Source organism: Chitinivorax sp. PXF-14, from assembly GCF_040812015.1.
Taxonomy (GTDB): domain Bacteria; phylum Pseudomonadota; class Gammaproteobacteria; order Burkholderiales; family SCOH01; genus JBFNXJ01.
This window is the reverse complement of sequence record NZ_JBFNXJ010000015.1, coordinates 35,571-61,547: the sequence shown is the minus strand read 5'-3', so window position 1 is coordinate 61,547 and position 25,977 is coordinate 35,571. Positions and strand designations below refer to the sequence as shown.

Sequence of the window (25,977 nt, the reverse complement as noted above, 5' to 3'; positions counted from 1 at the left end):
GCGAAAGCGCGATGAGCGAAGTCAACAATAAAGCAAAGTCGGCACTGGTGCCCAAGCTAAGGTTTCCGGAGTTCCGGGATGCTGCCGTATGGAAGTTAGAGCCTATGGGCACGTTAGCAAAGCGCCGCACTGTCAAAAATACTGTGGTCGAGCACGTACGCGTACTGACCAATTCCGCAGAGTTTGGCGTGATGGATCAGCGTGACTACTTCGAGAAGGACATTGCCAATCAGGGAAATCTTGACGGTTATTACATTGTGGAAAAAGGGGATTATGTTTATAACCCGCGCATTTCCGCGAACGCGCCAGTCGGACCAATTTCCAAAAACAATATTGGCGTCGGCGTCATGTCGCCCCTATACACAGTCTTTCGGTTTAATAACCCTAACAACGATTTCTTTGCCCATTATTTTAAATCAACGCATTGGCATCATTACATGCGCCAGGCGTCAAGTACCGGGGCAAGACATGACCGCATAAGTATCACAAGCGATGCCTTTATGGGCTTGCCAGTCCCCGTCTCCACACCAAAGGAAGAACAGAAGATCTCTGATTGCCTGTCGTCCCTTGATGAACTTATCGCAGCAGAAAGCCAGAAGCTCGAAACCCTCAAGGCACAAAAGCAAGGCTTGATGAAAAGTCTCATGCCTGTTGAGGATGAGACCGTTCCGCGCTTACGATTCCCCGAATTTCGAAATGCAAAGGATTGGAAAGAAAACCGCCTGGAGGACTTGGCAAAGCGCGGCTCAGGACATACACCGAGCAAAGCACACCCTGAATACTATGGCGGCGGCATCAAGTGGGTGTCACTCGCCGATTCCAAGCGCCTCGATGCTGGCCTCATTGAGGAAACGGAAACGGAAATTTCAGCTGCTGGCATTGAAAACTCATCCGCTGTCTTGCATCCGGCGGGGTCAGTGCTCCTGAGTCGAGACGCAGGCGTTGGAAAGAGCGCCGTCATGGGTTCAGATATGGCGGTGAGTCAGCACTTCATCGTGTGGACCTGCAAGCCGGACAGGCTTTACAACTGGTTCCTTTATTACTCGCTACAACATAAGAAGCCGCTATTCGAGAGGGTTGCCACCGGAAGCACCATCAAAACCATAGGGCTTCCGTTTTTTGTTGACATGAAACTAGCTCTGCCAACATTGCCTGAGCAAAAGATGATTGCCGATTGTCTGGCTTCTCTCGACTTGCGAATTACCGCACAGGCGAAAAGAGTCGATGCGCTCAGAGCCCACAAGAAGGGCTTAGTGCAACAGCTATTCCCAGCGCTTGAAGAGGTACAGGAATGAAACCGGGGCAGACTTTCGCCGATCTGCCAGCGCTAGTCACCCATCTGCGCACAGAACTGGAGAACAAGAAAACCATCGTCCTGTATGCCTACAACGGCACTGGCAAAACACGGCTGTCGATGGCTTTCAAGGATGCAGGCAAAAAGACGATCCAGCGTCCCCTTTCAGTCGGTGATCATGTGGGGCAGCCCCTGACAATCACAGAGACCGTAGGTGATACGCTTTACTTCAACGCCTTCACCGAAGACCTCTTCCACTGGGACAACGACCTAGAGGGTGACAGCGACCGCAGGCTGACGCTGAACGCTGATTCGCGCTTCTTCGCCGGTTTGGCGGAACTGGAGATGGACAACCGAATCCGGCCATTGCTACAGCGTTACGCGGACTTTGATTTCCGTATCGACACCCAGGAATGGGCGGTGCGGTTCTCGCGCATGGTGAACGGGGAGGTCATCGACAACATCAAGGTGTCGCGCGGCGAAGAGAACCTCTTCGTATGGTGCTTCTTCCTCGCCGTCATGCGGCTGGCGATGGACCCGGAGATCGAGTCCTACCGCTGGGTGAAATACGTCTACATCGACGACCCGATTTCATCGCTCGATGAGCACAATGCCATCTCGGTGGGTAACCACTTGGTGCAGTTGTTGAACAAGGCGGACAACCCGCTGAAGGTAGTGATCTCGTCGCACCATCCCCTGTTCTTCAATGTGATGCACAACGAGCTGGGTGTGCGCACTTCAAAGAAGGTGTCGGCCCACTTCTTATCGCGATCCAAAACGGATGGCTCATACGCCCTGGCCTATACCGGGGCGACTCCATTTTTCCACCACGTGGCGGTGCTGACGGACCTGTACCAGGCGGCCCAGTCGGGCGAGCTGTACACCTACCACTTCAACATGCTGCGTTCGGTGCTGGAGAAGTCTGCGAGCTTTCATGGCTTCTCGAAGTTCTCGGCCTGCATCCCGACTGACGATGCTGACGACCCGGAAGGCGTGCTGCATGCGCGGCTTATCAACATCCTGAGCCACGGCGACTATTCCTTGTTCGAGCCCGTGCCAATGGGGGACGAGAACAAGGAGCACTTCAAGACGATTCTGGATGGCTTCCTTAATCGCTACCCGTTTAACCCCGATTTGCTCCCCCAGCCTGCACCGGCTGCTGGGCCAGTAGGTAACCCATGACCGATCTCGAAAAACAAAAACTGGGCAAGACCCTCTGGGCAATTGCCGACCAACTGCGCGGCGCCATGAACGCGGATGACTTCCGCGACTACATGCTGGCTTTTCTGTTTCTCCGTTATCTTTCGGATAACTATGAAACCGCAGCGAAAAAGGAACTGGGGAGTGAATATCCGAAACTGCTCCCAGAAGATCGGCTGAGCCCGCTGTCGTTTTGGTACGCCGACAACGCGGCCGATGTGCCTGAGTTTGAGAAGCAGATGCGCCGCAAAGTGCATTACGTGATTGAGCCGCCCTATCTTTGGGACAACATTGTGGAGATGGCTCGGATTCAAGATGATGATCTGCTCACAACGCTGCAATCGGGCTTTAAACACATCGAAACGGAGTCCTTTGCTAGCACATTCAAAGGTTTGTTTTCGGAAATCAACCTCGCCTCCGAAAAGCTGGGGAAGACGCTTAAAGAACGCAATGCGCGTCTGTGCAAGATCATTGCCGAAATCGCCAAGGGCCTGCGCCAGTTCTCGACCGACAGCGACACGCTGGGCGATGCCTATGAGTACCTGATCGGCCAGTTCGCAGCAGGCTCGGGCAAGAAGGCGGGCGAGTTCTACACCCCACAACCCATCTCTACCATCCTGTCGGCCATCGTCACGCTGGACGGGCAAGAGCCTGCGACGGGCCAGCGCTCGCATCTGGACAGCGTGCTCGACTTTGCTTGCGGCTCGGGCTCGCTGCTGCTGAACGTGCGCCACCGCATGGGGCCGCATGGCATCGGCAAGATTCATGGGCAGGAGAAGAACATCACCACCTACAACCTGGCGCGCATGAACATGCTGCTGCACGGGGTGAAGGATTCGGAGTTCGACATCTTTCACGGCGACACCCTGCTCAATGAATGGGATGCCCTGCGCGAGACCAATCCGGCCAAGATTCCAAAGTTTGATGCGGTGGTGGCCAACCCACCGTTCAGCTACCGCTGGGAGCCCTCGGAATCGCTAAGCGAAGACATGCGCTTCAAGAACTATGGTCTGGCGCCCAAGTCGGCAGCGGACTTCGCGTTCCTGCTGCATGGCTTCCACTTCTTGAAGCAGGACGGCGTGATGGCCATCATCCTGCCGCACGGGGTATTGTTCCGGGGTGGCGCCGAGGCCCGCATCCGCACCAAGCTGATCAAGGACGGACACATCGACACGGTGATTGGCCTGCCCGCCAACCTGTTCTTCTCCACGGGTATCCCGGTCTGCATCCTGGTGCTGAAGAAGTGCAAGAAGCCGGACGACGTGCTGTTCATCAATGCCGCCGAGGAGTACGACAAGGCCAAGCGGCAGAACGTGCTCCAGCCTGAGCACATCAACAAGATCATCGGCACCTACCAGTTCCGCAAGGAAGAGCAGCGCTACTCGCGTCGGGTAAGTATGGAAGAAATCGAGAAGAACGATTTCAACCTGAACATCTCGCGCTACGTGAGCACTGCGGAGGACGAAGAAGAGATCGATTTGGCGAAGGTGCATGCGGAGTTGGTCACCTTGGATCAGAAGATCAAGACCGCCACACAGCAGCACAACGAGTTCCTCAAGGAGCTGGGGCTGCCATTGCTGCCCTGACTCCCCGGAAAGGCCGACCGCGTGAGCTATCCCAAACCCTGGAAGAGCTATGCCGATCAACTGGACCAGTTGATCGGCCGGGGCATGGTCGTCACCGACCGAGCTCGGGCGCTGGACTACCTGGAGCGCATTGGCTACTACCGCCTCAGCGGCTACTGGTTCGCGTTTCGCGAGCGCAGCGAGCCTTTATGCCTGCTCGATGAGCACGGTCGCAAGCCGAAGAAGGTTCGCGAAGAGCGCATCGCACTCGATGCCTTCCGGGCTGGGACCACCTTCCAGAATGCGGTGGACCTGTACGTGTTTGACAAGCAGCTTCGGCTGCTGGTCATGGACGCGCTGGAACGCATCGAAGTCGCGCTGCGCGTGGACGTGTCCCACACCCTTGGGCAACTTGACCGCTTTGCCTACCTCAAGCCCGAGCTCTTCCACGACGAGTTCAGCGTCAAGTTGGACAAGGATTCCGGCGTCACCCGGCACCACGAGTGGCTGGGCAAGCATGCCCAGTTGATCGGCCGATCCAGGGAAGAATTCGTTCGGCACAACCGGACGAAATATGGCCTACCACTGGCGATCTGGGTGGCCTGCGAGGTGTGGGACTTCGGCACGCTTTCGACGCTGTTCAACGGCCTTCGCGAGGCCGAGCAAGACGCGATTGCCAGCCAGTACGGCGTGAGCAACGGCCGGGTGTTCGCGACTTGGCTGCGAAGCCTGAATTATCTGCGCAATGTCTGTGCGCACCACAGCCGTCTCTGGAATCGGAACATCGTCGATCAGCCGAAGCTGCCGTCGTCTGCAGAGCAGGCTTGGGCCACATCGTTTGAGACCGATGCGCACGCGCGGGCACGCTGCTTCTTGCTCTTGAAGATCACCCGACATCTGCTGGGCGTGGTCAATCCTCGGTCGAGCTGGCCTGATCGGATGAAAGCGCATCTGCTCGCCTTCCCCGATCTCTCTCACCTCGGCCTGAACCTGGCGGGCATGGGCGCCCCTGGTGGGTGGGAGGCAGACTGGTGAACACAGGCAATAAAAAACCCCTCAGCAGCTTCTCTGCCGAAGCAGAGTCACCGAGAGGGGCCGTGTTGCTACAAATTCTAGGCTACCGGGCCGGTACCGTCAACGTCCGCACTTGTCCGCAGACGTGCGCCAAGGACTAGGAAAGCGCGAAATTAGGGAGGAAAAGATGGCAATTTGGTTGATTTGCGCGGGATCTCACGGCGAATACGAACAGAAGTTCATCCAGGAAGGTAGGGTCTATGTGACCTGGGATGAGCTGAACCTGGATCTGTCCAAGCTGCAGCAGCGAGGCGAGTTGACCGCTGAAATGACCCAGCGCTACCCTGAGGCCAAGCCCAAGGCTGTGCTGAATTGGGTCAGTCAGGTCTGGCCCTTCACCCACGAGATGCAGAGGGGCGACCTCGTGGTGTTGCCCCTGAAGACGCAGCCTGCGGTCTACATCGGTGAGATCACGGGGGACTACCACGCCGAGACGGCTGGTCCGAACCCCTTCTTCCACTGGCGAGCTGTGAAGTGGATCGGCGAAGCCATCCCCCGCACGCACTTTGGCAAGGACCTGTTGTTTTCCTTCGGGGCGTTTCTCACCATCTGCCGTATCCAGCGCAACAACGCCGAGCAGCGCATCGCGGCCATGCGCGCCCAGGGTTGGAAGGCAGAAACGCTTGCAGCGCCTGCCAAGGCAGCGACGGCAACGACCGCCGATGTCGAGGCCGCAGATGCCGACCTGGACGAGTTGGCACGCGACCAGATCGCCGCTCTGGTTTCTGCTCGCTTCAAGGGGCACGGCTTGACCCGACTGGTTGAGGGCATCCTGAAAGCACAGGGCTACACCACCTATCGCAGCCCGGAGGGAGCAGACGGCGGTGCTGACATCCTTGCAGGCTCTGGCCCCTTGGGGTTTTCCGCGCCGCGTCTGTGCGTGGAGGTGAAGTCTGAGGACTCGCCGATTGGCCGCGAGCCGGTGGACAAACTGCTGGGAGCCATGACCAAGTTCAATGCTGATCAGGGTCTCTTCGTGGCCTGGGGTGGCTTCAAGGGCAACGTGCAGAAAGAACTGGCCTCCCAATTCTTTCGGCTGCGGCTTTGGACCCAGAAGGAACTGCTCGAACAACTACCAGCCGCTGGCCAATCCGGTGATCGTGCTGGACGAGCTCGACAAGACCGACCAGCAACGTCAGTACGACCCACTCGCGGCGCTCTACACCCTTTTGGAACCTCGCAGCGCGCGAGACTTCATCGACCTCTCGATCCGCGATTTCGCCATCGATGCCGGCCACGTGAACTGGATCGCCACGGCCAATAGCACCGAAGGCATCCCGGCGCCGCTGCTGTCGCGCATGACGGTGCTGCACGTGCAGGCCCCTACGCCAGCGCAGGTGGCCCACATCGCTCGACAGATGTATGGCCGTATGCGGGCCGAGAGCCCTTGGGGGTCAGGTTTTGCTCCAACGCTGGACGAGCAGGTGGTGGACAAGCTGAAGAACTTGCCGCCGAGAACCGTGGGGCTGGCGTTGAAGCGCGCGCTGGGACGTGCTGCGCGGGAGGAGCGGGATCACATCCGCGTCGGCGACCTGCCAGACCAAGTCGCCTCAACTAGGAAGCCCATGGGGTTCTTGGCATAGCGGCCCCAAGAGTTGAACGCCCCGTACGTCTGTGAGCGTTTCAGCGTACCCTCTGCCGCTGAGTGCAAAGTCGCGAGCATGAATCCACAAAGTGCTGGCACCATTAAAGCCATGCGCGAAAAAGCCATGCGCGAACGCGTAGTTGATCAGGTCAACGCGCAGCTCGTGCCCGCAGACTGCCCCGGCGTACTCAGCCGCCGCACGATTGAGTACAAATCGGAGTACATTTTTTGCAGCACGCAGGCGAACCAAAGGCAAATCAAATACTTGCCAATGATCTTCTGGTTCAACGTCTAGGCGTCGCATGAAGAAAGTAAACAGCGGTATTGCCCTCGGCTTGTTGGTTGCGTTGGCGATCAGTGCCTGTGCAACGGACGAGTACGGGCGTTCGCGGCCGTTGACCAATGCTGAAACCGGCGCGATTGTCGGCTCGGTGGGGGGGGCCTTGGCCGGCGCGGCGATCAACCACCGAAACCGCGGCAAGGGGGCCTTGATCGGTGCGGTTGGTGGCGGGCTGGCGGGTGTCGCCGTGGGAAGCTATATGGATAACCAGCGCAAGGATCTGGAAAAGGTGCTGGCCGGTGAGCGCGAGGTGGGTGCGATCGACATCGACAGGTTGCCGGACCATGTCCTGCGCGTGACGATGACCGGGGCGACTGCGTTCGACACCAATTCCACCGCGATCAAGAGTGGATTCATGCCGACGCTGAACAGGATCGCCGATGTGGTGAACCGTTATGGCAAGACTTCGTTGACCATCGTCGGCCATACCGACAGCGTCGGTTCGGATGCGAGCAATATGGATCTGTCCAACCGCCGTGCCCAGGCTGTCGAGCAATACCTCGAGGGGCAGCGGGTGCATCCCGAGCGGCTGACTGCCTACGGTAAGGGTGAGTCGGAGCCGCGCACGAGCAACGATAGCGAGCAGGGGCGCGCGCTGAACCGCCGTGTCGAGGTGCTGATCGTCCCCGTCGTGCAGGGGTGAGCGGTATTGCTGGGTGTTGAAAAGGCCGGAGTCGATCCGGCCTTTTTGTTGCGCTTTTTTGATCGTTACCGGCCGGCAGTCTGTAGTTGATGCTGAAAGCGGTGTATGGCGTCCTGAGCTTCGCGCGTGTCCGTCACGAAATCGAGAAATTGCAGCCCGATGTGGAAGCATGCCGCATCCTGTTGATGGCAGGCCGCGATCCGGCAGCGTGCCTGAACGATGGTCTCGAATGCACCCAGCGGCAGCATGAAATAGACGTTGCATTCGGTATCGATCGGCATGGGGCGGTCGTGCAGAACCCCCAGGCCGCCGGTGGAAATATCTTCGATATTGCCCAGCAGGCCGTGGCCGGCAGGCGGGATGACGCGCACCCAGGTCTTGAGGTGGGCGCGTGATTGCAGGCGATGCTCCATGTCCTTCCCCTGGCCGTGTGGCACCCACGGCCGCGTGCTAGAATCCGCTCCAGTTAACCGATTCAGGATATCAGAATGCATGCGTTGATTTGCGGTTCCATGGCCTTCGACACCATCATGGTGTTCCAAGATCGTTTCCGGCATCACATCCTGCCGGAGAAGGTGCACATGCTCAATGTGTCGTTCCTGGTGCCGGAGATGCGCCGTGAGTTCGGTGGCTGTGCCGGCAACATCGCCTACAACCTGAAGCTGCTCGGCGGCTCGCCGCTGGTCATGGCGACGGTCGGCGACGATTTTGCCCCCTACCAGGCCAGGCTCGAATCGCTGGGGATCGCCCAGCAGCACATCCAGCGCGTGCCGCAGAGCTTTACCGCGCAGGCATTCATCACTACGGATCTCGACGACAACCAGATCACGGCCTTCCATCCGGGGGCGATGACACAGTCGCACCTCAACCGGGTTGCCGATGCAAAGCAGGTGAGCCTGGGCATTGTGGCACCTGACGGGCGAGATGGCATGTTGCAGCATGCCCGCGAATTCAAGGCGGCGGGCATCCCGTTCATTTTCGACCCGGGCCAGGGCATGCCGATGTTCAATGGCGAAGAGCTGCTTGCCTTCATCGAACTGGCGGACTACGTTGCTGTCAACGACTATGAGGCGCAGCTGTTGCAGGAGCGCACCGGCCTGACGCTTGATGCGATCGCCGGCAAGGTGCGCGCACTGATCGTCACGCGCGGCGGCGAAGGGTCGCAGATTTATGCTGACGGTGAACGCCTCGATATTCCCTGCGTCCAAGCGGAAGCCGTGGTGGACCCGACCGGCTGTGGCGACGCATACCGTGCCGGCCTGATGTACGGCATCATGCATAGCCTGGGCTGGCTCAAGACGGGCCGGCTGGCGGCACTGCTCGGCGCCTTGAAGATCGCCCGCCGTGGCGCCCAGAATCATGTGTTCGACCGCGGCGCCATCGCGGCCATGTATCTTGAACAATTCGGAGAGCGGCTCTGGTAACTGCCCGCTCAGGGAGTGATGCAATGATGAAGCCCGTCGTTTCGATGTTGTTGTGCGCCAGTATGCTGACCTTGGGTGCGTGCGCGAGCAAGCTCAGTGGCGATACCTATACGCGTGACGATGCGCGTGTCGAGCAGACGGTGCGCCATGGCACGATTACCGGTCTGCGGCCCGTGGTGCTCGAGAGCGATGCCACGCCGATCGGCGCGCTGGGTGGCGCGGCGCTGGGCGGTATCGCCGGCAGCGAGATGGGTCGGGGCCGCGGCAGCACGGCAGGCGCCATTGCGGGTGTCATCATTGGTGGCCTGGCTGGCAACGCTATCGAAAAGGAAGTCGGCAAGAAGCAGGGCGTCGAAATCACCGTCAGGCTGAATGATGGCCGCGAGATCGCCGTAGTGCAGGAGGCGTCGCCGAACGATGACCTCAAGGTGGGCGATGCGGTCAGATTGCTGTCGCGTGGCGGGTCGACGCGGGTCACGCGGGAATAGGCCTGAGCCCCCAAACAAAAACAGCGCCAATCGGCGCTGTTTTTGTTTGGGGGTGTTGGATTACAGCACCTTGGACAGGAAGTCGCGGGTGCGGTCGTTGCGCGGCGCGCTGAAAATCTGTGCCGGATCGCCCTGTTCCATGATGATGCCCTGATCGATGAAGAACACACGGTCGGCGACTTCGCGCGCGAAGCCCATCTCGTGGGTGACGATGACCATGGTCATACCTTCCTGTGCCAAGCTCTTCATGACATCGAGCACTTCGCCGACCATTTCCGGGTCGAGCGCCGAGGTCGGCTCGTCGAACAGCATGATCTTCGGTTTCATCGCCAGCGCGCGGGCGATGGCCACGCGTTGCTGCTGGCCGCCGGAGAGCTGGTTGGGATAGGCGTCAGCCTTGTTGGACAGGCCCACCTTGACGAGCAGCTCCTTGGCTTGCGCTTCGGCTTCTGCGCGCGATTTCTTGCGCACCTGCATCGGCGCGAGGCAGATGTTGTCGAGCACCGTCATGTGCGGGAACAGGTTGAAGCGCTGGAACACCATGCCGACTTCTTCGCGCAGCTTGTTGATGTCCGTCTTCTGGTCGTGCACCGACATGCCGTCGACGATGATCTCGCCGCTGGTCAGCTCCTCCAGCGCGTTGATGCAGCGCAGGAAGGTACTCTTGCCCGAGCCCGAGGGGCCGATGACACACACCACCTCTTTCGCCGCGATGTCGCAATCGATACCGCGCAGCACCTGGGTATGGCCGTAGGCCTTTTGCAACGATTTAACGTGAATCACCTTTGCCGTACCTCTTTTCCAGGTGGGAAACGAATGCGGACATGCCCAGCGTCATGACCAGATAGATGAAGGAAATCGTCAGATAGGGCTCCCAGTAGCGCGAATAGGCGCCCGCCACGGTGCGCGCGGCATAGGCCAGCTCGGCGAGGCCGATGGCGGACACCAGCGAGGAATCCTTGAGCAGCATGATCGCCTCGTTGCCAAGCGGCGGCAGCATGCGGCGGAAGGCCTGCGGGATCACCACGTGGTACATGGTCTGCCAGTAGTTCATGCCCAGGCTGCGCGAGGCTTCGGTCTGCCCCTTGTCGAGCGACTGGATGCCGGCGCGGAAGATTTCCGAGATGTAGGCGCCCGCATTGAGCGACAGCGCGACGATGCCGGACAGGAAGGCGCCGTAGTCCTGCTTGATTTCGCGCGCGAAGTCGCCGGTGATCAGCAGGCCGTTGACCGGGTGGATCAGCGTCGGCATCAGCGCGAAGTGGATCAGCAGGATCTGTACGAATAGCGGGGTGCCACGGAAGAACGTGACATAGGCGGTAGCCGGCAGGCGGATGGCGAACTTGACGACATACTTCCAGGGGCCGTGCTTGACCTGCCCCAGCCTGGCCATGCCGGTCAAGAGGCCGAGCACCGTGCCGATGACGACGCCGATGATGGTGACCAGCAGGGTCATCTTGATGCCCTGCACGAAGAGCGGTGCGTACTCTTGCAGGATATGCCAGCGGAAATCCATATTGCTCCTTGTGCTGAGAGCCGATGTCTAGCGATGCGGTGAGGGGGTGCGTCTGTGCCGGCCGGTGGCCCGATCCGTCAGCCAAGCGGCGGATAATAAAATATATTCAGGGCCTTTCGCCACTGCGAGTTTACGCAACTTGCAAGGGGTGACGTATAGCCCATGCGACAGATAGATACAGAATAGCGCACGGCCAGCTGGCTGGGTTGACACAGCCACCAAGAAAAACGCGGCCCGTGGGCCGCGTTTTTGTGCTTGCCTGCCGTTGCTTACTGCTTCGGCTGTTCAGCGGCTGCCGGCTTGGCTTCGCCGAAGTATTGCGCGTAGATCTTGTCGTAGGTGCCGTCTTCCTTGATCTTCTTCAGGCCATCGCTAAGCTTGGCAACCAGGTCGGCATTACCCTTCTTCACGGCAAGGCCGTAGTACTCCTTGGCGAAGCTGGCGTCTTCAACGGTGCGGAAGGCTTGCGAGTTGTTCTTCACATAGTTGATGACGACGCCGTTGTCGGCCACCACGGCGTCAACACCGCCAGCTTCCAGTTCCTTCAGCGCGAGCGGGGTCGATTCGAAGCGCTTGATGTTGGCGCTGGTCTTGCCCTGCAGCTTCTGTACGACTTCGTCGCCGGTGGTGCCGGTCTGTACGCCGACCTTGAGCTTCTTCAGGTCGTCGAACTTCTTGATCTTGCTGTCCTTGCCGACGGCGATCAGCTGCTTGGCTTCGAAATAGGGCTCGGAGAAGTCCATGGTCTGCTTGCGCTCGTCGGTGATGGTGATCGCCGAGACGAGGAAGTCGCGGTCACCCTGTTCCAGCGTCTTGAAGATGCCTTCCCACGGGGTGTTGATGAACTTGACCTTGATGCCGGCCTTGTCGGCAATGGCCTTCACCACGTCGATATCGAAGCCGACGATTTCCTTGTTCTCGTTCTCGGATTCGAACGGCGCGTAGGCTGCATCGGTGCCGACCACGAGCTCTTTTGCCGCGGGCTTGGCGGGCTCGGCCGGTGCCTGGGCGGCAGGTGCCGGGGCCGGCGCGGGAGCCGGTTCTTCCTTCTTGCCGCAGGCGGCGAGGGCGACGGCGCCGGCCAGCAGGGCGGCGAGCAATTTGTTGGATAGCTTCATTGTTTGAATCTCCCTGGATCGAGTTTGGGTGTTGTCTTTTTTAGGCGCTCAGGCCTAATCCAGCCACTATAGCGCAGCGTTTCGCCCGATGCCAATCGCGCGGGCGGCCGCGACGCTGACGTCAATGCGTGCACGAATCGGGCCAGCTTTACGATACCCGCCCTGTCGCGGCAGCACCTCCGCCCGGTGACAGTGGCGGTGCATCATTGCCGGGTCGGCTTGAGGAAAACAGCTGCCGCGATGCAAACGATGCGGGCGAGCCCGGTGTCAGAACGGGCTCACCACTCGACGCGCAGCGTCTCGCCACTCAGCACGTAGCCACAGGTCAGGCGCCAGCTGGCTTGATCGGGTAGTACGTCGACCGGCTTGCCGGCGCGCAGCAGCACATTGCGCTCCTTGTTGCTCATCGCACGCGGCTCGCCGTCGAGGACCGTGACGCGTGCTGCACAGGTGCCGCAGGTACCCAGGCCGCAGTGCCAGTAGATGGGCAGATCGTCGAGGCGGGCCAGGTCGAGCACCGTGGTCAGGCCGTCGGGCTCGTAGCCAGAGGTGACCTCGGCGGCCATCGGGCCGCCGAGGAAGGTGACGCTGGGCATCGCTTACTGTTGCGGTGTCGTGCCAAAGTACTGTGCGTGGATCTTGGCATAGCTGCCGTCGTCCTTGATCGCCTTGAGGCCGGCGTTGATCTTGGCGGCGAGCTCGGCGTTGCCCTGCTTGAACACGAAACCCGAGGGCTCGACCGGGATCGCCGGGTCGCTCACCATCTTCATCCCCTTGTCGGCATGGCTCTGCGCGAATTTGCCGACGACCCAGTTATCGGCGAGCACCGCCTTGATGTCGCCCTTGAGCAGGGCATCGAAAGCCTTGTCGGTGTCCTTGTAGCCGAAGATGTTGGGGCTCGTGCCGCCCATCAGCTTGGTCATCAGACTCTCGGCCGTGGTGGCTTCCTGCACGCCGACCTTGACCTTCTTCAGGCTGTCGAGCGACTTCACGCTGTCCGTTGCCGTGGCGATGGCCAGGCCGCCGTTGAAGTAGGGCTCGGAGAAATCCAGCGTCTGGCGGCGGTCGTCGGTGATGGTGATGGCGGCGGCCACCATGTCGACCTTGCCTTCGCGTACCGCGGTGAACGTCGATTCGAACGGCATGTTCGTGAATTTCACCGTCAGGCCCTGATTCGCGGCGATGGCCTTGACCAGGTCGATGTCGAAGCCGACCAGCTCTTTCTTGTCGTTGATCCACTCGAAGGGCTCGAAGGCGGCCTCGGTGGCGACGATGATCTCATTCTTGTGGGCGGGCGCCGGGGCGCCTGTGGTGGCGGCTTGCGGCTGGGTGGCCGGGGCTTCTTCCTTCTTGCCGCAGCCGACCAAGAGTGCCGTGGCGATCAGGCCGACGAGCAGCCCCTTGTTGCATGTTTTCATACCTACTCCTGATCCAATGCCCCTGAATGGGGCGTTTTTATTGGGTGTAGCGATCAGCCGGGCAAGCGCCTTGCCATCGATACGATGGGGCCGGCTCATGTCGTGGACTGCCGTCATACCCTACTTATGTTAGGCCATCGGCGCATAAACGCCGGGCGGGCCACACTTTAGCGGGCCAGCAGGATGTACAGCAACAGCAGATTGAACACGATCGAGACGCCAGCTACGGCTTGCCAGGTCAAGAGCGGGTCGCGCTCGATCAGCGGGGTGCGGCGGTGCGTGAAGACGGATTGGTGCTCGCCGCGCTCCAGCGCCACCAGCAGCTCCTCGGCGGTTTCGAAACGCGCCGGGGCTTCGCGGGCAACCGCCTTGAGCAGGCAGTTCTCGAGCCACGGCGGAATATCGGGGCGGTAGCGCGTGGGCGGCACCGGCTCGCCGAAGCGCGGGTGCTGGAACGGCTCGATCTCGCCGTAGGGATAGTGGCTGGTCAGCAGGCGGTAGAGGCTCACCCCGGCGGCGTACAGGTCGGACTGCGGCGTGGCGCCAGCGCCGTTGAACAGTTCCGGCGCCATGTAGCTGGGCGTGCCGGGATTGCTGTTGGTGGCATCGGGCGTCAGGCCGGGGCACAGTGCGACGCCAAGGTCGAGCACCTTGAGCTTGTCGTCGTCGGTTAGCAGCAGGTTGTCGAGCTTGATGTCGCGATGCAGGATATTGAGCCGGTGCAGCACGCCCAGTGCCTTGGCGAGGCGGATGCCGATGCCCGCCACCTCGGGTGCGCTGAAGTGCTGCCCGGCCTCGAGGCGGGCCGCGAGGGTCTGTCCGGCGTGCCAGCTCATCACGTAATACAGGCTGCTGCGGTTGTCGAGCGGCAGCACCTGCGGGAAATAATGGGCGGCGAGCTTCTTGCCCAGCCATTCCTCGGTCAGCAGCGCCGTCTGCGCCTCCTCGTCGCTCGCGAGCAGCGGGCCTAACGTCTTCAGCACATAGGGCTTGCCGTTCGGGGAATGGCTGACCTTGTACAGCCGGGTCGCGCGCGACTCGTGCAGCAACGATTCGATCACGAAATCGTCGCAGTGCTGGCCAGGCTTGAGCTTGCTGGGCAGCGGCAGTTGCGTGGCAAGCGCCAGGTTGTCGCGCAGCGCCTCGCTCGGCAGGCGGCTGACGCGGGCTACCTGGCAACTGGCGTTGTCCTGGCCGCCGGCCACGAGGGCCGCCTGGCAGATCGCCTCCGCCGCGCGCTGCGGGTCGTCGTGCAGCTCCAGCAGCTCGTGCAGGCGCAGCTCGCCGAGCGGCTCCCACACGCCATCGGTGGCCAGCAGGAAGACGTCGCCCGCGCGCAGCTCGCCCTCGCTGAAATCGACGACGATCGCGTCGTCCAGCCCCACGGCGCGCTTCAGCACGTGATGCATGCCGGGCTGGTCCCACACGTGGTCTTGCGTCAGCTGCCTGAGTGCCTTGTCGCGCAGCAGGTAGATGCGGGTGTCGCCGACATGGCCGAGCACATAGCGGCGGCCGCGTGCGATCAACACCGCCAGCGTCGAGACGAAGCGCTGCTGGCCGCCGCCGTTCTGCGCCGCCAGCCAGCTGTTGAGCGCGGTGAGCAGCTTGTCGAGCGCGACCGGGATCTCCCAGGTCTCGGGTGTCGCGTAATAGTCGGACAGCACACCGCGCACCACGGTGCGCGCGGCCTCGTCGCCGTTCTCGCAGCCCGATACGCCGTCCGCCAGCGCCAGTGCAATGCCCTTGGTGGTCAGCAGCTCGCCGCTCGGCGTGACCATGCCCAGCGCGTCTTCATTGCGCGGCTTGGGGCCGGTCTCGCTATGGCTGCCGATGGCGAGTTCGAGCGTCATCTCGCGGTGCTGGCCAGGTCGGCCGTCAGCGGCTTGTGCATGAACACGCTCGATGCGCTGTCGGGGTAGTCGCCAAAGCGGCTGCAATGCGTGTAACCGCAACGCTGGTAGAGGGCGATTGCCTCGGGCTGGTAGATGCCGGTTTCGAGCTTCAGGTGGGGCAGGCCGCGTTCGAGCGCCGCCTGTTCGAGCGCCGCGACGAGCCGCCTGCCCACGCCCAGGCCGCGGAATGCGGGGCGCACATAGATGCGCTTGAGCTCGCCATAGCCTGCATCCTGCTCGACCACGGCGCCGCAGCCCGCCAGCTCACCCTCGATGTGGGCGACCAGGAAGGCCACGCCGGGCTGCGCCAGCGCCGCGATGGGGGTGAGGAAGTTCTGCTCGGGTGGATAGAGCGTGGCGAGGTGGGTATCGAGCTCGGCCACCAGCTGGCGTGGGCCATCGTCGCTGGCCAGGACTCGGGTGATGGCGATGTGGGGGCGCAAGCGGTGATCTCCGTAGGCAAACATGGTCACGAACACGAGGCCGCCATGGTGGCGGCGTCGGCAGGCTTATGCGGGGGGCCTGGTGGCAAGCTGCCCGCATAAGCCTGCGGAAAAAACGCGGGGCCGAAGCCCCGCCAAATGCTACAGGTAGTGGAAGCGATACTGCAAAACCCGCCAGGCTGCCTGGCGGGTTCCGGGTTACACCTTGGCGGCGGTGACGGCGGCGGCACCCCAGGTGGTGCGCCAGCGGGTCTTCACGCTGGAGAGACCGAACCAGGCGACCAGGCCGAGGCTGGCGAACAGCCACAGGCCGATCTGGTAGCTGCCGGTAGCCTGCTTGGCCAGGCCGAGGCCCGCCGCGAGCAGGAAGCCGCCGATGCCGCCGGCCATGCCGACCAGCCCGGTCATCACGCCGATCTCCTTGCGGAAGCGCTGCGGCAGCAACTGGAACACCGAGCCGTTGCCGGCGCCGAGTGCCAGCATGCCGGCGACGAAGAAGGCCAGCGCGGCGAAGCTCGACGGCAGGTTGATGCCGACGACGGCGATGCAGGCTGCGGCGAACGTGTACATGGTCAGCAGGGCCTTGATGCCGCCGATGCGGTCGGCGATGGCGCCGCCGAGCGGGCGGAACAGCGAGCCGGCGAACACGCAGGCAGCGGTGTAGAAGCCGGCCACTTTCGGATCGAGGCCATACTGGTCATGGAAGTAGCCGGGCAGGGTACCCGCCAGGCCGACGAAGCCGCCGAAGGTGATGCTGTAGAAGAACATGAACCACCAGCTGTCCTTGTCCTTCAGCACCGACAGGTATTCGCCGAAGGTCTTGGCGGGCGGGCACTCCGGCGCATCCTTGGCCAGCATCAGGTAGACGATGAAGGCCAGGCCGAGCGGCAGCACCGCGAAGCCGAACACGTTCTGCCAGCCGAACATCCCGGCCAGGGTGGGGGCGAACAGGGCGGCGAGCACGGTGCCCGAGTTGCCGGCGCCGGCAATGCCCATGGCCTTGCCCTGGTGTTGCGGCGGATACCAGCGGCAGGCCAGCGGCAGCGCGACGGCGAAGGCCGCACCGGCCATGCCGAGCGCCACGCCCAGCATCAGCGCCTGCTCATAGCTGTGGATGCCGAAGAACCAGGCGGTGCCGAGGGCGGCCATGACGACGGCCTGGCCGATCAGCCCGGCCTTTTTCGGGCCGAGGTGGTCCACCGTGATGCCCATCGCCATGCGCAGCAGGGCGCCGGACAGGATGGGCGTGGCCACCATCATGCCGCGCTGCTGGGCCGAGAGGCCGAGGTCGCCGGCGATCTGCACCGCGAGCGGGCCGAGGATGTACCAGACCATGAACGACAGATCGAAATAGAAGAACGCGGCAAACAGCGTCGGCGTGTGGCCGGACTGCCAGAAGCCCTTGTTTTGCGTGGTCATCGTGTTTCCTTTCGGGTTTTCAAGCGTAAGCAGCCCCGCGCGCCCCGTTGCGGGGCACGATGCAGCGATGTCGGGGGAGGGCCGGTGCGTTACACGGCCAGATAGATCACGCCGTCCTCGACCTTGGTGTCGAAGCGATTGGTACAGCCCATGTCGGGGGCCAGGGCTTCGCCCTTGCACAGGTCGATGTTCCAGCTGTGCAGCGGGCAGGTGACGGTCTTGCCGTGCACGATGCCTTGCGACAGCGGGCCGCCCTTGTGCGGACACTTGTCGTGCAGCGCGAAGACTTCATCCTCGCTGTTGCGGAACACGGCGATGTCGCCGCTCGAATGCTGCACCACGCGGGCGCCGAGTTGCGGGATCTCGGTCAGAAAACAGACTTTGTGCCAGGTTGTCATGCGATATTCTCCAACTGCTGCGGGCTGGGGATGGGCCAGCGCCGCGTCTTGTTTTGGCGATGTTGCCGTTGCGTGTGCCTCCCCGCGCCGGCCTGCCGGATGTGGCCGCCAGGCTTGGCGCGGGGCAGGGCGCCGTTATGCCGGGACGCTGTCCTCGATCTTGAGCGGGATGAACTCCAGCTTGGCCGTGCCCTTGACGCGCTCGACCCAGGGGTCCTGCTCGACCGACAGCGAGTACAGCAGGCGTTCGTACAGCGCCTTACGCTGTTCGGCATCGTCGAGCACGATCTTCTTCACGTGATCGAGGCCGACGCGGTGCAGGTAGTGCACCGTGCGCTCGAGGTAGAACGCCTCTTCGCGGTACAGCTGCAGGAAGGCGCCGGTGTACTCGCGGACTTCCTCGGCGGTCTTCACCTTGATGAAGAACTGCGCCACTTCGGTCTTGATACCACCGTTGCCGCCGACATACAGCTCCCAGCCGGAATCGACGCCAATCACGCCGACGTCCTTGATGCCGGCCTCGGCGCAGTTGCGCGGGCAGCCGGAGACGGCGAGCTTGACCTTGTGCGGGCTCCACATATTGTGCAGCTCCTCTTCGAGCTGGATGCCCATCTCCATCGAGCGTTGCGTGCCGAAGCGGCAGTGCTCGGCGCCGACGCAGGTTTTCACGGTGCGGATCGACTTGCCGTAGGCGTAGCCGGACGGCATGCCGAGGTCGGCCCACATCGGCACTAGGTCTTCCTTCTTGATGCCCAGCAGGTCGATACGCTGGCCGCCGGTGACCTTGACGGTCGGTACGTTGTATTTCTCGGCGACCTCGGCGATCTTCTTCAGCTGTGCCGGCGTGGTGACGCCGCCCAACATCTGCGGCACGACCGAATAGGTGCCGTCCTTCTGGATGTTGGCGTGGGCGCGCTCGTTGATGAAGCGGCTTTGCGGGTCATCCTTCGCCTCGCCCGGCCAGGTCGAGATCAGGTAGTAGTTCAGCGCTGGGCGGCAGGTCGAGCAGCCGTTCGGCGTGCGCCAGCTCATGAAGCGCATCACTTCGGGGATGCTGGTCAGGTGGTTGTCCCTGATCGCGCGGCGCACGTTGCCGTGGTTGTGGTCGGTGCAGCCGCAGATGGCCTTTTCCGACTTCGGCTTGAGGTCGGCCGCACCGCCGACGGTGGAGATCAGGATCTGCTCGCACAGGCCGGCGCAGGAGCCGCAGCTCGATGCTGCCTTGGTGTGCTTCTTGATCTCGTCGACCGAGGTCAGGCCCTTCTCGCGGATCGCCTTGACGATGGTGCCCTTGCATACGCCGTTACAGCCGCATACCTCGGCGTCGTCGGGCATGCCGGCGGCCTTATTCTGGCCCTGGTGGCCTGCATCGCCGACCAGGTCGCGCTCGCCGAAGGCAAGGTGGTCGCGGATCTCGGCGATGCTCTGGCCTTCGCGCACGAGCTTGAAATACCACGCGCCGTCGGCGGTGTCGCCGAACAGGCAGGCACCGACCAGCCGGTCGCCCTTGATCACCAGCTTCTTGTAGACGCCGCCGACCGGGTCGGACAGCGTGATCTGCTCGGTGCTGTCGTCACCCATGAAGTTGCCGGCCGAGAACAGGTCGATGCCCGTCACCTTGAGCTTGGTCGAGGTCACCGAGCCCTGGTAGCGGCCGATGCCGAACTGCGCCAGGTGGTTGGCGGCGACCTTGGCCATTTCGAACAGCGGTGCCACCAGGCCGTAAGCCACGCCACGGTGATTGACGCACTCGCCGACGGCGTAGATGCGGGGATCGAAGGTCTGCATCGTGTCGTTGACGACGATGCCGCGGTTCACGTGCAGGCCGATCGACTCGGCCAGATCGGCGTTGGGGCGGATGCCGACAGCCATGACCACCAGGTCGGCCGGCTCTTCGGTGCCATCCTTGAAGCGGATTGCCTTGACGCGGCCGTGCTCGTCGCCGACCAGTTCCGAGGTCTGCTTCTGCAGCAGGAAGTTGAGGCCCTTGTCTTCGAGGTTCTTCTGCAAGAGCTTGGCGGCGGTCTTGTCGAGCTGGCGTTCGAGCAGCCACTCGGCGATATGCACGACGGATACGTTCATGCCGCGCAGCTTGAGGCCGTTGGCGGCTTCGAGGCCCAGCAGGCCGCCGCCGATGACGACTGCGTGCTTGAACTTCTTCGAGGCATCGACCATCTTGTCTACGTCGTAGATGTCGCGGAAGGTGATCACGCCTTCGAGCTCCTTGCCCGGCACCGGCAGGATGAAGGGGTTGGAGCCGGTGGCCATGATCAGGCGGTCGTATTCGGCTTCCGTGCCGTCTTCTGCATAAACGATGCGGCGCGCACGATCGATCTTCACGACCTTCTTGTTCAGGTGCAGGGTGATGTTGTTTTCCGCATACCAGTCGACATCGTTCAGCATGATGTCCTTGATGGTCTGCTCACCGGCCAGCACCGGCGACAGCAGGATGCGGTTGTAGTTGGCATAGGGCTCGGCGCCGAACACCGTGATCTCATACAGATCGGCGTTGAGCTTCAGCAGCTCTTCCAAGGTGCGCACACCCGCCATGCCATTGCCGACCATTACCAGTTTCAGTTTTTTCATCGCTTGCTCCACTAACCTGAAAATCGAGACATCGTCTTCTGCATGTCCTTCAAGCAATGGTCGTGCCAGCTTGTTAAAAAGCCGGAAAAGCGCTGATCTATCAATGGCTGAATTACACGTATGGCCATTTCCGCACCAGGAAATGGCGCACCCCATTTGTGCCATGCCGCATTACGGTGCGCGAATTCGATAGCGCGTTCCGTAATAGGGCGTGCCGCGCCAGATGGCGGCGAGGAGGCCGCCTACCGCGGTGCTTGGCGCGGCACAGGTCTGCGGCAGGGCGGGGCGTGCCGGGCCGCGGCGGTGCGATATTGCCGGGGTGGCCTGTCGTCAGGCCCGAGCGGGATCGTGCCCGGCGCCGTCGCTGCGATCCGTGCGGGCAGGCGCATGTCCGTCGCTGTCTCGGCCACCGCGTCGATCGGCTCGTTGGGTGGCTCGTCGGGCAGCACCGGGCGCGGCCGGCTGGCCCCAGCATGGTCGGTCGCGCGCCGGGCGCGTAATGGCGCGGGCCGCACGGCGGTGGCCAATGGCTGGTCTAACGAGCGTGAAGCAACGTCTGCGCCCTATCTTGGCGGGATTTGTTGTCTATGATGAAAAATATATTCGTCTGCGAGCAGTTAAGCCGTCTCATGGCGGCTGTGGCGTGGGCGAATGTGTGGATCACGGCGGAAACCCGTAATGCGAACACCGTCCTGCGCGCTCGCGTCTTGCCCGCCCGGCAGGTGGGGCAAGGCCCGCGAGTACGCGCCGGCCTTTGTTCGCAGCGGTTTTTTGAGGTGTCCGTCGACATAACGATAACTGGTATGGCAGGAGCCCCATGTAATGAAAGCCTTTCGGGACTGGAGTTTGCGCACCAAGGTGCTGATCGTTGCCGCGGTGTCGATCGTGCTCGGCTTCGGCGTCATGATCGCCATCATCGCCTCGCAGATGTATGCCTCGTCGGAGGAGCAGGGTCTGGCCCGTGCCCGCGAGCAGGCCGAAGCCTATGCGCAGAAGGTGTCGGCTGACTTCGCCTGGGGCTACCAGTTGCCCAAGCATCTCGCGCTGGCGGTGCAGGGCATGCAGGGCAAGGATTTCCCCGAGCGAAAGACGCTCGACGCGATGCTCATCAGGATGCTCCAGTCGGTGCCGCAGGCCTCTGGGCTGTGGATGCTGTGGGAGCCGAACGCGATGGACGGCAAGGATGCCGACTACGCCAAGGACTGGCCCGTGCATGACCCCACCGGCCGCTACATGCCCTACATCACGCGCGCCGACAACCAGATCAAGCAGGACACCATGCTCGGCGCCGACCAGCAGAAGGCCGCCGAGAAGTTCCGCGAGAACCCCGAGGGCTACAAGCCCGCGTATGAATCCAGCGGCTGGGGTGACTTCTATTTCGTGCCCAAGCAGCGTGGCCGCGACACGGTGACCGAGCCCTTCCCCTACGATGTGCAGGGCAAGCAGGTGCTGATGTCCTCGCTGGTGGTCGCCATGAAGGATGGCGCGGGCAAGTTCCTCGGCGTGTCGGCCATCGACGTGCCGCTGGCCAATCTGCAGGAGTCGGTCGGCAAGTACAAACCGTTCGGCGTGGGCTATGTCACGCTGATCTCCAATGGCGGCCAGTACGTGGTGGCCAGGGACCCGAAGCTCCTGGGCAAGCCCGTCGAGCCGCAGGCCTTCGACGCGGGCCTGCTCGATGCGGTCAAGAGCGGCAAGCCGATGCAGTTCGAGAAGGACGGCTATGTGCACATCTTCACCCCGATCGCCGTCGGCGACACCGGCGAGCCGTGGTCGATAGGTGTCTCGGTACCGCAGTCGGTGATCGTCGCCGAGGCCGTCGCGGTGCGCAACCGCGCCGTACTGGTCGGGGTGGTGATGACGCTGGTCATCATCGGCCTGCTGGCGCTGTTCCTGACCGCGCTGATGCGGCCGCTGCTGCGGCTGTCCACGGCCATGGAGGCGCTCGCTGCGGGCCAGGGCGACCTCACGCGCCGGCTCGAAGTCCGCGCCGAGGACGAGATCGGCCGTACCGCCGCGCATTTCAACCGCTTCATGGGCAGCCTGCGCGACATGTTTGTCGACGTGCGCAGCCAGAGCGAGGCGGTGGGCGGCTCGGCCGAGCAGCTGGCGGGCTCGGCGCACTGTGTCGAGGCTGCATCGGCGCAGCAGGCCGAGGCGGCGACGGCCACCGCGGCCAGTGTCGAACAGGTTACCGTGAGCATCCAGCACATCGCCGAGACCGCGCGCGACTTCGAGCATACCGCGCGTGCCACCGGCACCGAGACTGCCAACAGTCAGCAGCTCGTGACGGGCGTGGCGCACGAGATCCAGCTGATCAACGACCGTGTCGCCAAGCTGTCCGAAACCATGGATAGCCTGGGCCAGCAGTCCGAGCAGGTGAACACCATCGTGCGCGTGATCAAGGACATTGCCGAACAGACCAATCTGCTCGCACTCAATGCCGCCATCGAGGCCGCGCGCGCCGGCGAGCAGGGGCGAGGCTTCGCGGTGGTGGCGGACGAGGTGCGCAAGCTCGCCGCACGCACCGCCGAGGCGACGGTGGAGATCTCGCGCATCGTCGAGACGATCCAGACGGAGATCGGCACCGCCGCCAGCGATATGGGCGCCGCGCGCAGCCAGATCGAATCGGGGCGCGAGCTGTCGCAACGCGCGGCGCGCTCGATGGACAGCGTGCGCGACAGCACCCAGCACCTGGTGACCAGCATCGTGCAGATCGCCGAAGCCACCAGCGAGCAGGCCGCTGCCAGCACCGACATAGCACAGAACATCGAGAAGATCAGCACGATGTCGCAGAACAACAGCCAAGCGGTGGACGAGGTCGGCAAGGCGGTCGAGCAGCTCGAACAGCTGTCGTCGAATCTGCGCGGCATCGTCGGGCGTTTCAAGATCTGATGGCCAGGCAGCGGGTCCCTGCCGGCGGCGTGGGCGAAACCCGCGCCGCCCCGCGCAAACGCGCGCCAGACAAGGCGCGACGCGCTTTGCCTGTGTGCTAAGATGAGTTGATCCCTTTTCTGCTTTCCTGCCTTGAACGCTCATAGCTTCGCCGTACTGAGACTGCTCGCCGACGGTGCCTTTCATTCCGGTGAGGCACTGGCGCAGCGGCTCGACCTGTCGCGCGCCAGCATCTGGCAGGCGCTGCAGGGGGTGGAAGCGGCCGGCGTCGAGCTGTACTCGGTGCGCGGCCGTGGCTACCGGCTCGCGGCGCCGATCGACTGGCTCGACGGCCAGCGCATCGCCGAGGCACAGGGCGCCAGCGCGGCGCGCTTTCACGTCGAGCTGCACGACGAGATCGATTCGACCAATACACTGTTGATGCAGCGCGCCGCCGTCGGGGCCGCCCATGGCACCGTGATCGCGGCGGAGCGGCAGACCGCTGGCCGTGGCCGGCTGGGGCGCCGCTGGCAGGGCGAGCTCGGCGGCAGCCTGATGTTCTCGCTGCTGTGGCGTTTCCCGTTCGGCGTGGCGCAACTGTCCGGGTTGAGCCTGGCGGTGGGCCTCGCCATCGTGCAGGCGCTCGAACAGCTCGGCGTGCAGGGGGCTGGCCTCAAGTGGCCCAACGACGTGCTGTATCAGGGCAGAAAGCTCGCCGGCGTGCTGATCGAGGTCCAGGGCGATGCGCTCGGGCCGTCCTGTGCGGTGATCGGCATCGGTATCAATTGCCGGCTGTCCGCCGCCACTCAGGCCACCATTGACCAGACCGTCACCGATCTGGCCCAGGCCGGCATGGGCGCGGTGCCGCGCAACCGCCTGCTGGCCGCCGTGCTGGGCGAGCTGGCGGTGGTGCTGGCGCGTTTCGAGCGAGATGGCTTTGCCGGCCTGCTGGGCGACTGGCAGGCTCGCCACCTGTTTCATCGGCGCGAGGTCGACCTGCTCGCGCCGAGCGGATTGCGCCGCGCGGTGGCGGTGCTCGGGGTCGATGCCGACGGCGCGCTGCTGGTCGACGGCGGCGCCGGGGTGGAAACGGTGCGGGTGGGCGAGTTGAGCCTGCGCGCGAAATCATGATGAGCTTGGGCTGACGGCAATGTGGCTACTGATCGATGCCGGTAATACGCGTGTCAAATGGGCGTTTCACGATGGCGAGCAATGGCTGGGGCGCGGCAGCGCCGATCACGCCGCGCTCGATGGGCTGGCGGTGCAGTGGGCCGCACTGCCCACGCCGCGGCGCGTGGTCGGCTGCAATGTCGCCGGGCCCGAGGTCAAGGCGACGATGGAGCGGCTGGCGCTGATCTGGCGGCTGCCGGTCGATTGGCTGACGCCGAGCGGCAGCCGGCTCGGGGTGCGCAACGGCTATGCCGATCCACCTCAGCTCGGCGCGGATCGCTGGGCTGCGCTGCTGGCGGCGCACAGCCTGCATGAGGGCAATTGCCTGGTGGTCAACGTCGGCACGGCCATGACGGTGGATGCGCTGGCTGCAAGCGGCCAGCATCTCGGTGGTATCATCGCGCCCGGTTTCCGGCTCATGCAGCAGGCGCTGGCTGGCGGCACCGCCGATCTGGGCAGCCGCAGCGGCAGTTTCACGCCATTTCCGGGCAACACGGCCGATGCCATTCACGGCGGCATCATGCAAGCGTTGATCGGCGGCGTCAGCCGCATGGCGGGCGAAATGAAGCTGTCGGGCTGCCCGGTGAGCGTTTGCGTGCTGTCCGGCGGCGATGCGCATCTGCTGCGCCCGTATCTCAATCTCAAGGTATTGCTGGTGGAAAATCTGGTGCTGGAAGGTCTGTTGAGGGTGGTCAAGGAATGATGATGGCAAAGGCAGGCCCAACCGCGGCCAAGGAGCGCGCGCGATGAAGTGGCTGTTTGCCGCCCTGGTGCTCGTCAACCTCGGTGTTTTCGGCTATCTCCGCCTGTCGCAGCCGGTGAGTGTGGACAGCCACCAGCGCGAATTCCATCCCGAGCAGGTCAAGCTGTTGCCGGCTAGTGCCGTGCCTACGGCCAAGCCCAAGCCCGCCATTACACCTGCTGCTACGCCCCCTACGACGCCCGCCGCCACCCAGGCTGCGGCCGAGCGCCCGGCCCAGGCGGCCGATGCCGGCCAGTGCCAGAGCTGGGAGCATATCCCGGCCGCCGAGCTGTCGCGCGCACGGCAGCTGCTCGCCACGCTCAAGCTGGGTGAGCCCAAGGGCGAGCCCGAGGTGAGCGAGCAGAAGCGCTACTGGGTCTATCTGCCGCCGTTCAAGAGCCTGGTCGACGCACAGAAGCGCACCGACGAACTGAAGACGCTGGGCCTGGCCGACAAGGATTTCTTCATCGTCAACGATGCCGGCGCCAATCGCAACGCGGTGTCGCTCGGCGTCTATTCGACCGAAGAGGCCGCGCGCCAGCGCCTCGAGGCCATGCAGGACAAGGGCGTGCGCGGCGTGCGCAGCGGCCTGCGCGAGAGCGTGAGGATGGCGCGCATCGTGCTGGCGCAGCCGGATGAGGACGGCCTCGTCCGTCTCAACCGCGCCGTGCTCGACGTCAAGGGTAGCGAGCTGCGCGCCACCGACTGCCCGGGCTGACCTGTCGCCTGGCGCAGCCATGCGCATATCTGCTGTCAGTGCCGGCTGCCACTTGCCTTGTCTCCCCGCT

24 protein-coding genes and 1 pseudogene are annotated in these 25,977 nt (G+C 63.0%); 14 read left to right on the top strand and 11 right to left on the bottom strand.

The features are described 5' to 3' along the window. Positions 1-11: 11 nt before the first annotated feature. The 8 genes and pseudogenes from ABWL39_RS16820 (at position 12) to ABWL39_RS16785 (ending at position 7,701) form a co-directional block, all read left to right on the top strand. Positions 12-1,295: a restriction endonuclease subunit S gene (locus tag ABWL39_RS16820; protein ID WP_367793923.1), complete on the top strand. Its 1,284-nt coding sequence runs from the start codon at positions 12-14 to the stop codon at positions 1,293-1,295. Continuing rightward, the gene (locus tag ABWL39_RS16815) at positions 1,292-2,476 is read left to right on the top strand and encodes an AAA family ATPase (RefSeq protein ID WP_367793919.1); all 1,185 of its coding nucleotides are present in this window, start codon (positions 1,292-1,294) and stop codon (positions 2,474-2,476) included. Before ABWL39_RS16820 ends, ABWL39_RS16815 begins: the two co-directional genes overlap by 4 nt. Beyond that, on the top strand, positions 2,473-4,080 hold the full coding sequence (locus ABWL39_RS16810; protein WP_367793916.1) for a type I restriction-modification system subunit M: 1,608 nt from the start codon (positions 2,473-2,475) through the stop codon (positions 4,078-4,080). Before ABWL39_RS16815 ends, ABWL39_RS16810 begins: the two co-directional genes overlap by 4 nt. Before the next feature lie 21 nt (positions 4,081-4,101). Next, complete coding sequence (locus ABWL39_RS16805) at positions 4,102-5,094, top strand: Abi family protein (RefSeq protein WP_367793913.1); 993 nt, start codon at positions 4,102-4,104, stop codon at positions 5,092-5,094. 166 nt (positions 5,095-5,260) lie between these two features. Then, a pseudogene (locus tag ABWL39_RS16800) lies at positions 5,261-6,208 on the top strand (restriction endonuclease); the annotation flags it as partial. Beyond that, a complete protein-coding gene (locus ABWL39_RS16795; protein WP_367793910.1) occupies positions 6,090-6,716 on the top strand; it encodes an AAA family ATPase in 627 nt (208 codons plus the stop codon). The pseudogene ABWL39_RS16800 and the gene ABWL39_RS16795, both read left to right, overlap by 119 nt. 78 nt (positions 6,717-6,794) lie before the next feature. Beyond that, positions 6,795-7,013 (top strand): hypothetical protein, encoded by a 219-nt coding sequence (locus ABWL39_RS16790; protein WP_367793907.1) that lies wholly within the window; start codon positions 6,795-6,797, stop codon positions 7,011-7,013. A gap of 7 nt (positions 7,014-7,020) precedes the next feature. Further along, the gene (locus ABWL39_RS16785; RefSeq protein ID WP_367793904.1) at positions 7,021-7,701 is read left to right on the top strand and encodes an OmpA family protein; all 681 of its coding nucleotides are present in this window, start codon (positions 7,021-7,023) and stop codon (positions 7,699-7,701) included. A 65-nt stretch (positions 7,702-7,766) separates the two neighbouring features. Here the strand turns inward: ABWL39_RS16785 and ABWL39_RS16780 are convergent, their stop codons facing one another. Then, positions 7,767-8,114, bottom strand: coding sequence for a PilZ domain-containing protein (locus ABWL39_RS16780; RefSeq protein WP_367793900.1), 348 nt, complete (start codon positions 8,112-8,114; stop codon positions 7,767-7,769). Positions 8,115-8,189: 75 nt separating this feature from the next. Here ABWL39_RS16780 and ABWL39_RS16775 point away from each other — a divergent pair, with 75 nt between their 5' ends. Together ABWL39_RS16775 and ABWL39_RS16770 are read left to right on the top strand one after the other, a co-directional pair. Next, on the top strand, positions 8,190-9,125 hold the full coding sequence (locus ABWL39_RS16775; RefSeq protein ID WP_367793897.1) for a carbohydrate kinase family protein: 936 nt from the start codon (positions 8,190-8,192) through the stop codon (positions 9,123-9,125). 23 nt (positions 9,126-9,148) lie between these two features. After that, positions 9,149-9,613 carry a glycine zipper 2TM domain-containing protein gene (locus tag ABWL39_RS16770; RefSeq protein ID WP_367793894.1) on the top strand — a complete coding sequence of 155 codons (465 nt, stop codon included), beginning with the start codon at positions 9,149-9,151 and terminating at the stop codon, positions 9,611-9,613. A 60-nt stretch (positions 9,614-9,673) separates the two neighbouring features. Here the strand turns inward: ABWL39_RS16770 and ABWL39_RS16765 are convergent, their stop codons facing one another. The 10 genes from ABWL39_RS16765 to nirB all read right to left on the bottom strand — a co-directional run bounded on the left by ABWL39_RS16765 (position 9,674) and on the right by nirB (position 20,403). Continuing rightward, positions 9,674-10,396 carry an amino acid ABC transporter ATP-binding protein gene (locus tag ABWL39_RS16765; protein WP_367793891.1) on the bottom strand — a complete coding sequence of 241 codons (723 nt, stop codon included), beginning with the start codon at positions 10,394-10,396 and terminating at the stop codon, positions 9,674-9,676. Next, positions 10,383-11,129 carry an amino acid ABC transporter permease gene (locus ABWL39_RS16760; RefSeq protein WP_367793888.1) on the bottom strand — a complete coding sequence of 249 codons (747 nt, stop codon included), beginning with the start codon at positions 11,127-11,129 and terminating at the stop codon, positions 10,383-10,385. Before ABWL39_RS16760 ends, ABWL39_RS16765 begins: the two co-directional genes overlap by 14 nt. A 269-nt stretch (positions 11,130-11,398) precedes the next feature. After that, positions 11,399-12,247: a basic amino acid ABC transporter substrate-binding protein gene (locus ABWL39_RS16755; RefSeq protein WP_367793885.1), complete on the bottom strand. Its 849-nt coding sequence runs from the start codon at positions 12,245-12,247 to the stop codon at positions 11,399-11,401. A gap of 278 nt (positions 12,248-12,525) precedes the next feature. Beyond that, a complete protein-coding gene (locus ABWL39_RS16750; protein ID WP_367793882.1) occupies positions 12,526-12,843 on the bottom strand; it encodes a 2Fe-2S iron-sulfur cluster-binding protein in 318 nt (105 codons plus the stop codon). Positions 12,844-12,846: 3 nt separating this feature from the next. Next, a complete protein-coding gene (locus ABWL39_RS16745; protein WP_367793879.1) occupies positions 12,847-13,665 on the bottom strand; it encodes a basic amino acid ABC transporter substrate-binding protein in 819 nt (272 codons plus the stop codon). Between the two features lie 167 nt (positions 13,666-13,832). Next, entirely contained in the window at positions 13,833-15,515 is a 1,683-nt protein-coding gene (locus ABWL39_RS16740) for a protein phosphatase 2C domain-containing protein (RefSeq protein WP_367793876.1), read from the bottom strand. Further along, the gene (locus tag ABWL39_RS16735; protein ID WP_367793873.1) at positions 15,512-16,000 is read right to left on the bottom strand and encodes a GNAT family N-acetyltransferase; all 489 of its coding nucleotides are present in this window, start codon (positions 15,998-16,000) and stop codon (positions 15,512-15,514) included. Before ABWL39_RS16735 ends, ABWL39_RS16740 begins: the two co-directional genes overlap by 4 nt. Before the next feature lie 198 nt (positions 16,001-16,198). Then, positions 16,199-17,419, bottom strand: coding sequence for a nitrate/nitrite transporter (locus tag ABWL39_RS16730; protein ID WP_367793870.1), 1,221 nt, complete (start codon positions 17,417-17,419; stop codon positions 16,199-16,201). Positions 17,420-17,508: 89 nt separating this feature from the next. Beyond that, positions 17,509-17,817 (bottom strand): nitrite reductase small subunit NirD, encoded by a 309-nt coding sequence (nirD, locus tag ABWL39_RS16725; protein WP_367793867.1) that lies wholly within the window; start codon positions 17,815-17,817, stop codon positions 17,509-17,511. A 135-nt stretch (positions 17,818-17,952) separates the two neighbouring features. Continuing rightward, positions 17,953-20,403: a nitrite reductase large subunit NirB gene (gene nirB / locus ABWL39_RS16720; RefSeq protein WP_367793865.1), complete on the bottom strand. Its 2,451-nt coding sequence runs from the start codon at positions 20,401-20,403 to the stop codon at positions 17,953-17,955. Positions 20,404-21,225: 822 nt separating this feature from the next. Here nirB and ABWL39_RS16715 point away from each other — a divergent pair. From ABWL39_RS16715 to ABWL39_RS16700, 4 genes are all read left to right on the top strand, one after another. After that, positions 21,226-23,298 carry a methyl-accepting chemotaxis protein gene (locus ABWL39_RS16715; RefSeq protein ID WP_367793862.1) on the top strand — a complete coding sequence of 691 codons (2,073 nt, stop codon included), beginning with the start codon at positions 21,226-21,228 and terminating at the stop codon, positions 23,296-23,298. 132 nt (positions 23,299-23,430) lie between these two features. Then, complete coding sequence (locus ABWL39_RS16710) at positions 23,431-24,408, top strand: biotin--[acetyl-CoA-carboxylase] ligase (protein ID WP_367793859.1); 978 nt, start codon at positions 23,431-23,433, stop codon at positions 24,406-24,408. 19 nt (positions 24,409-24,427) lie between these two features. Next, positions 24,428-25,150 (top strand): type III pantothenate kinase, encoded by a 723-nt coding sequence (locus tag ABWL39_RS16705; RefSeq protein WP_367793856.1) that lies wholly within the window; start codon positions 24,428-24,430, stop codon positions 25,148-25,150. 43 nt (positions 25,151-25,193) lie between these two features. Beyond that, positions 25,194-25,907: an SPOR domain-containing protein gene (locus tag ABWL39_RS16700; protein WP_367793853.1), complete on the top strand. Its 714-nt coding sequence runs from the start codon at positions 25,194-25,196 to the stop codon at positions 25,905-25,907. Positions 25,908-25,977: the final 70 nt, after the last annotated feature.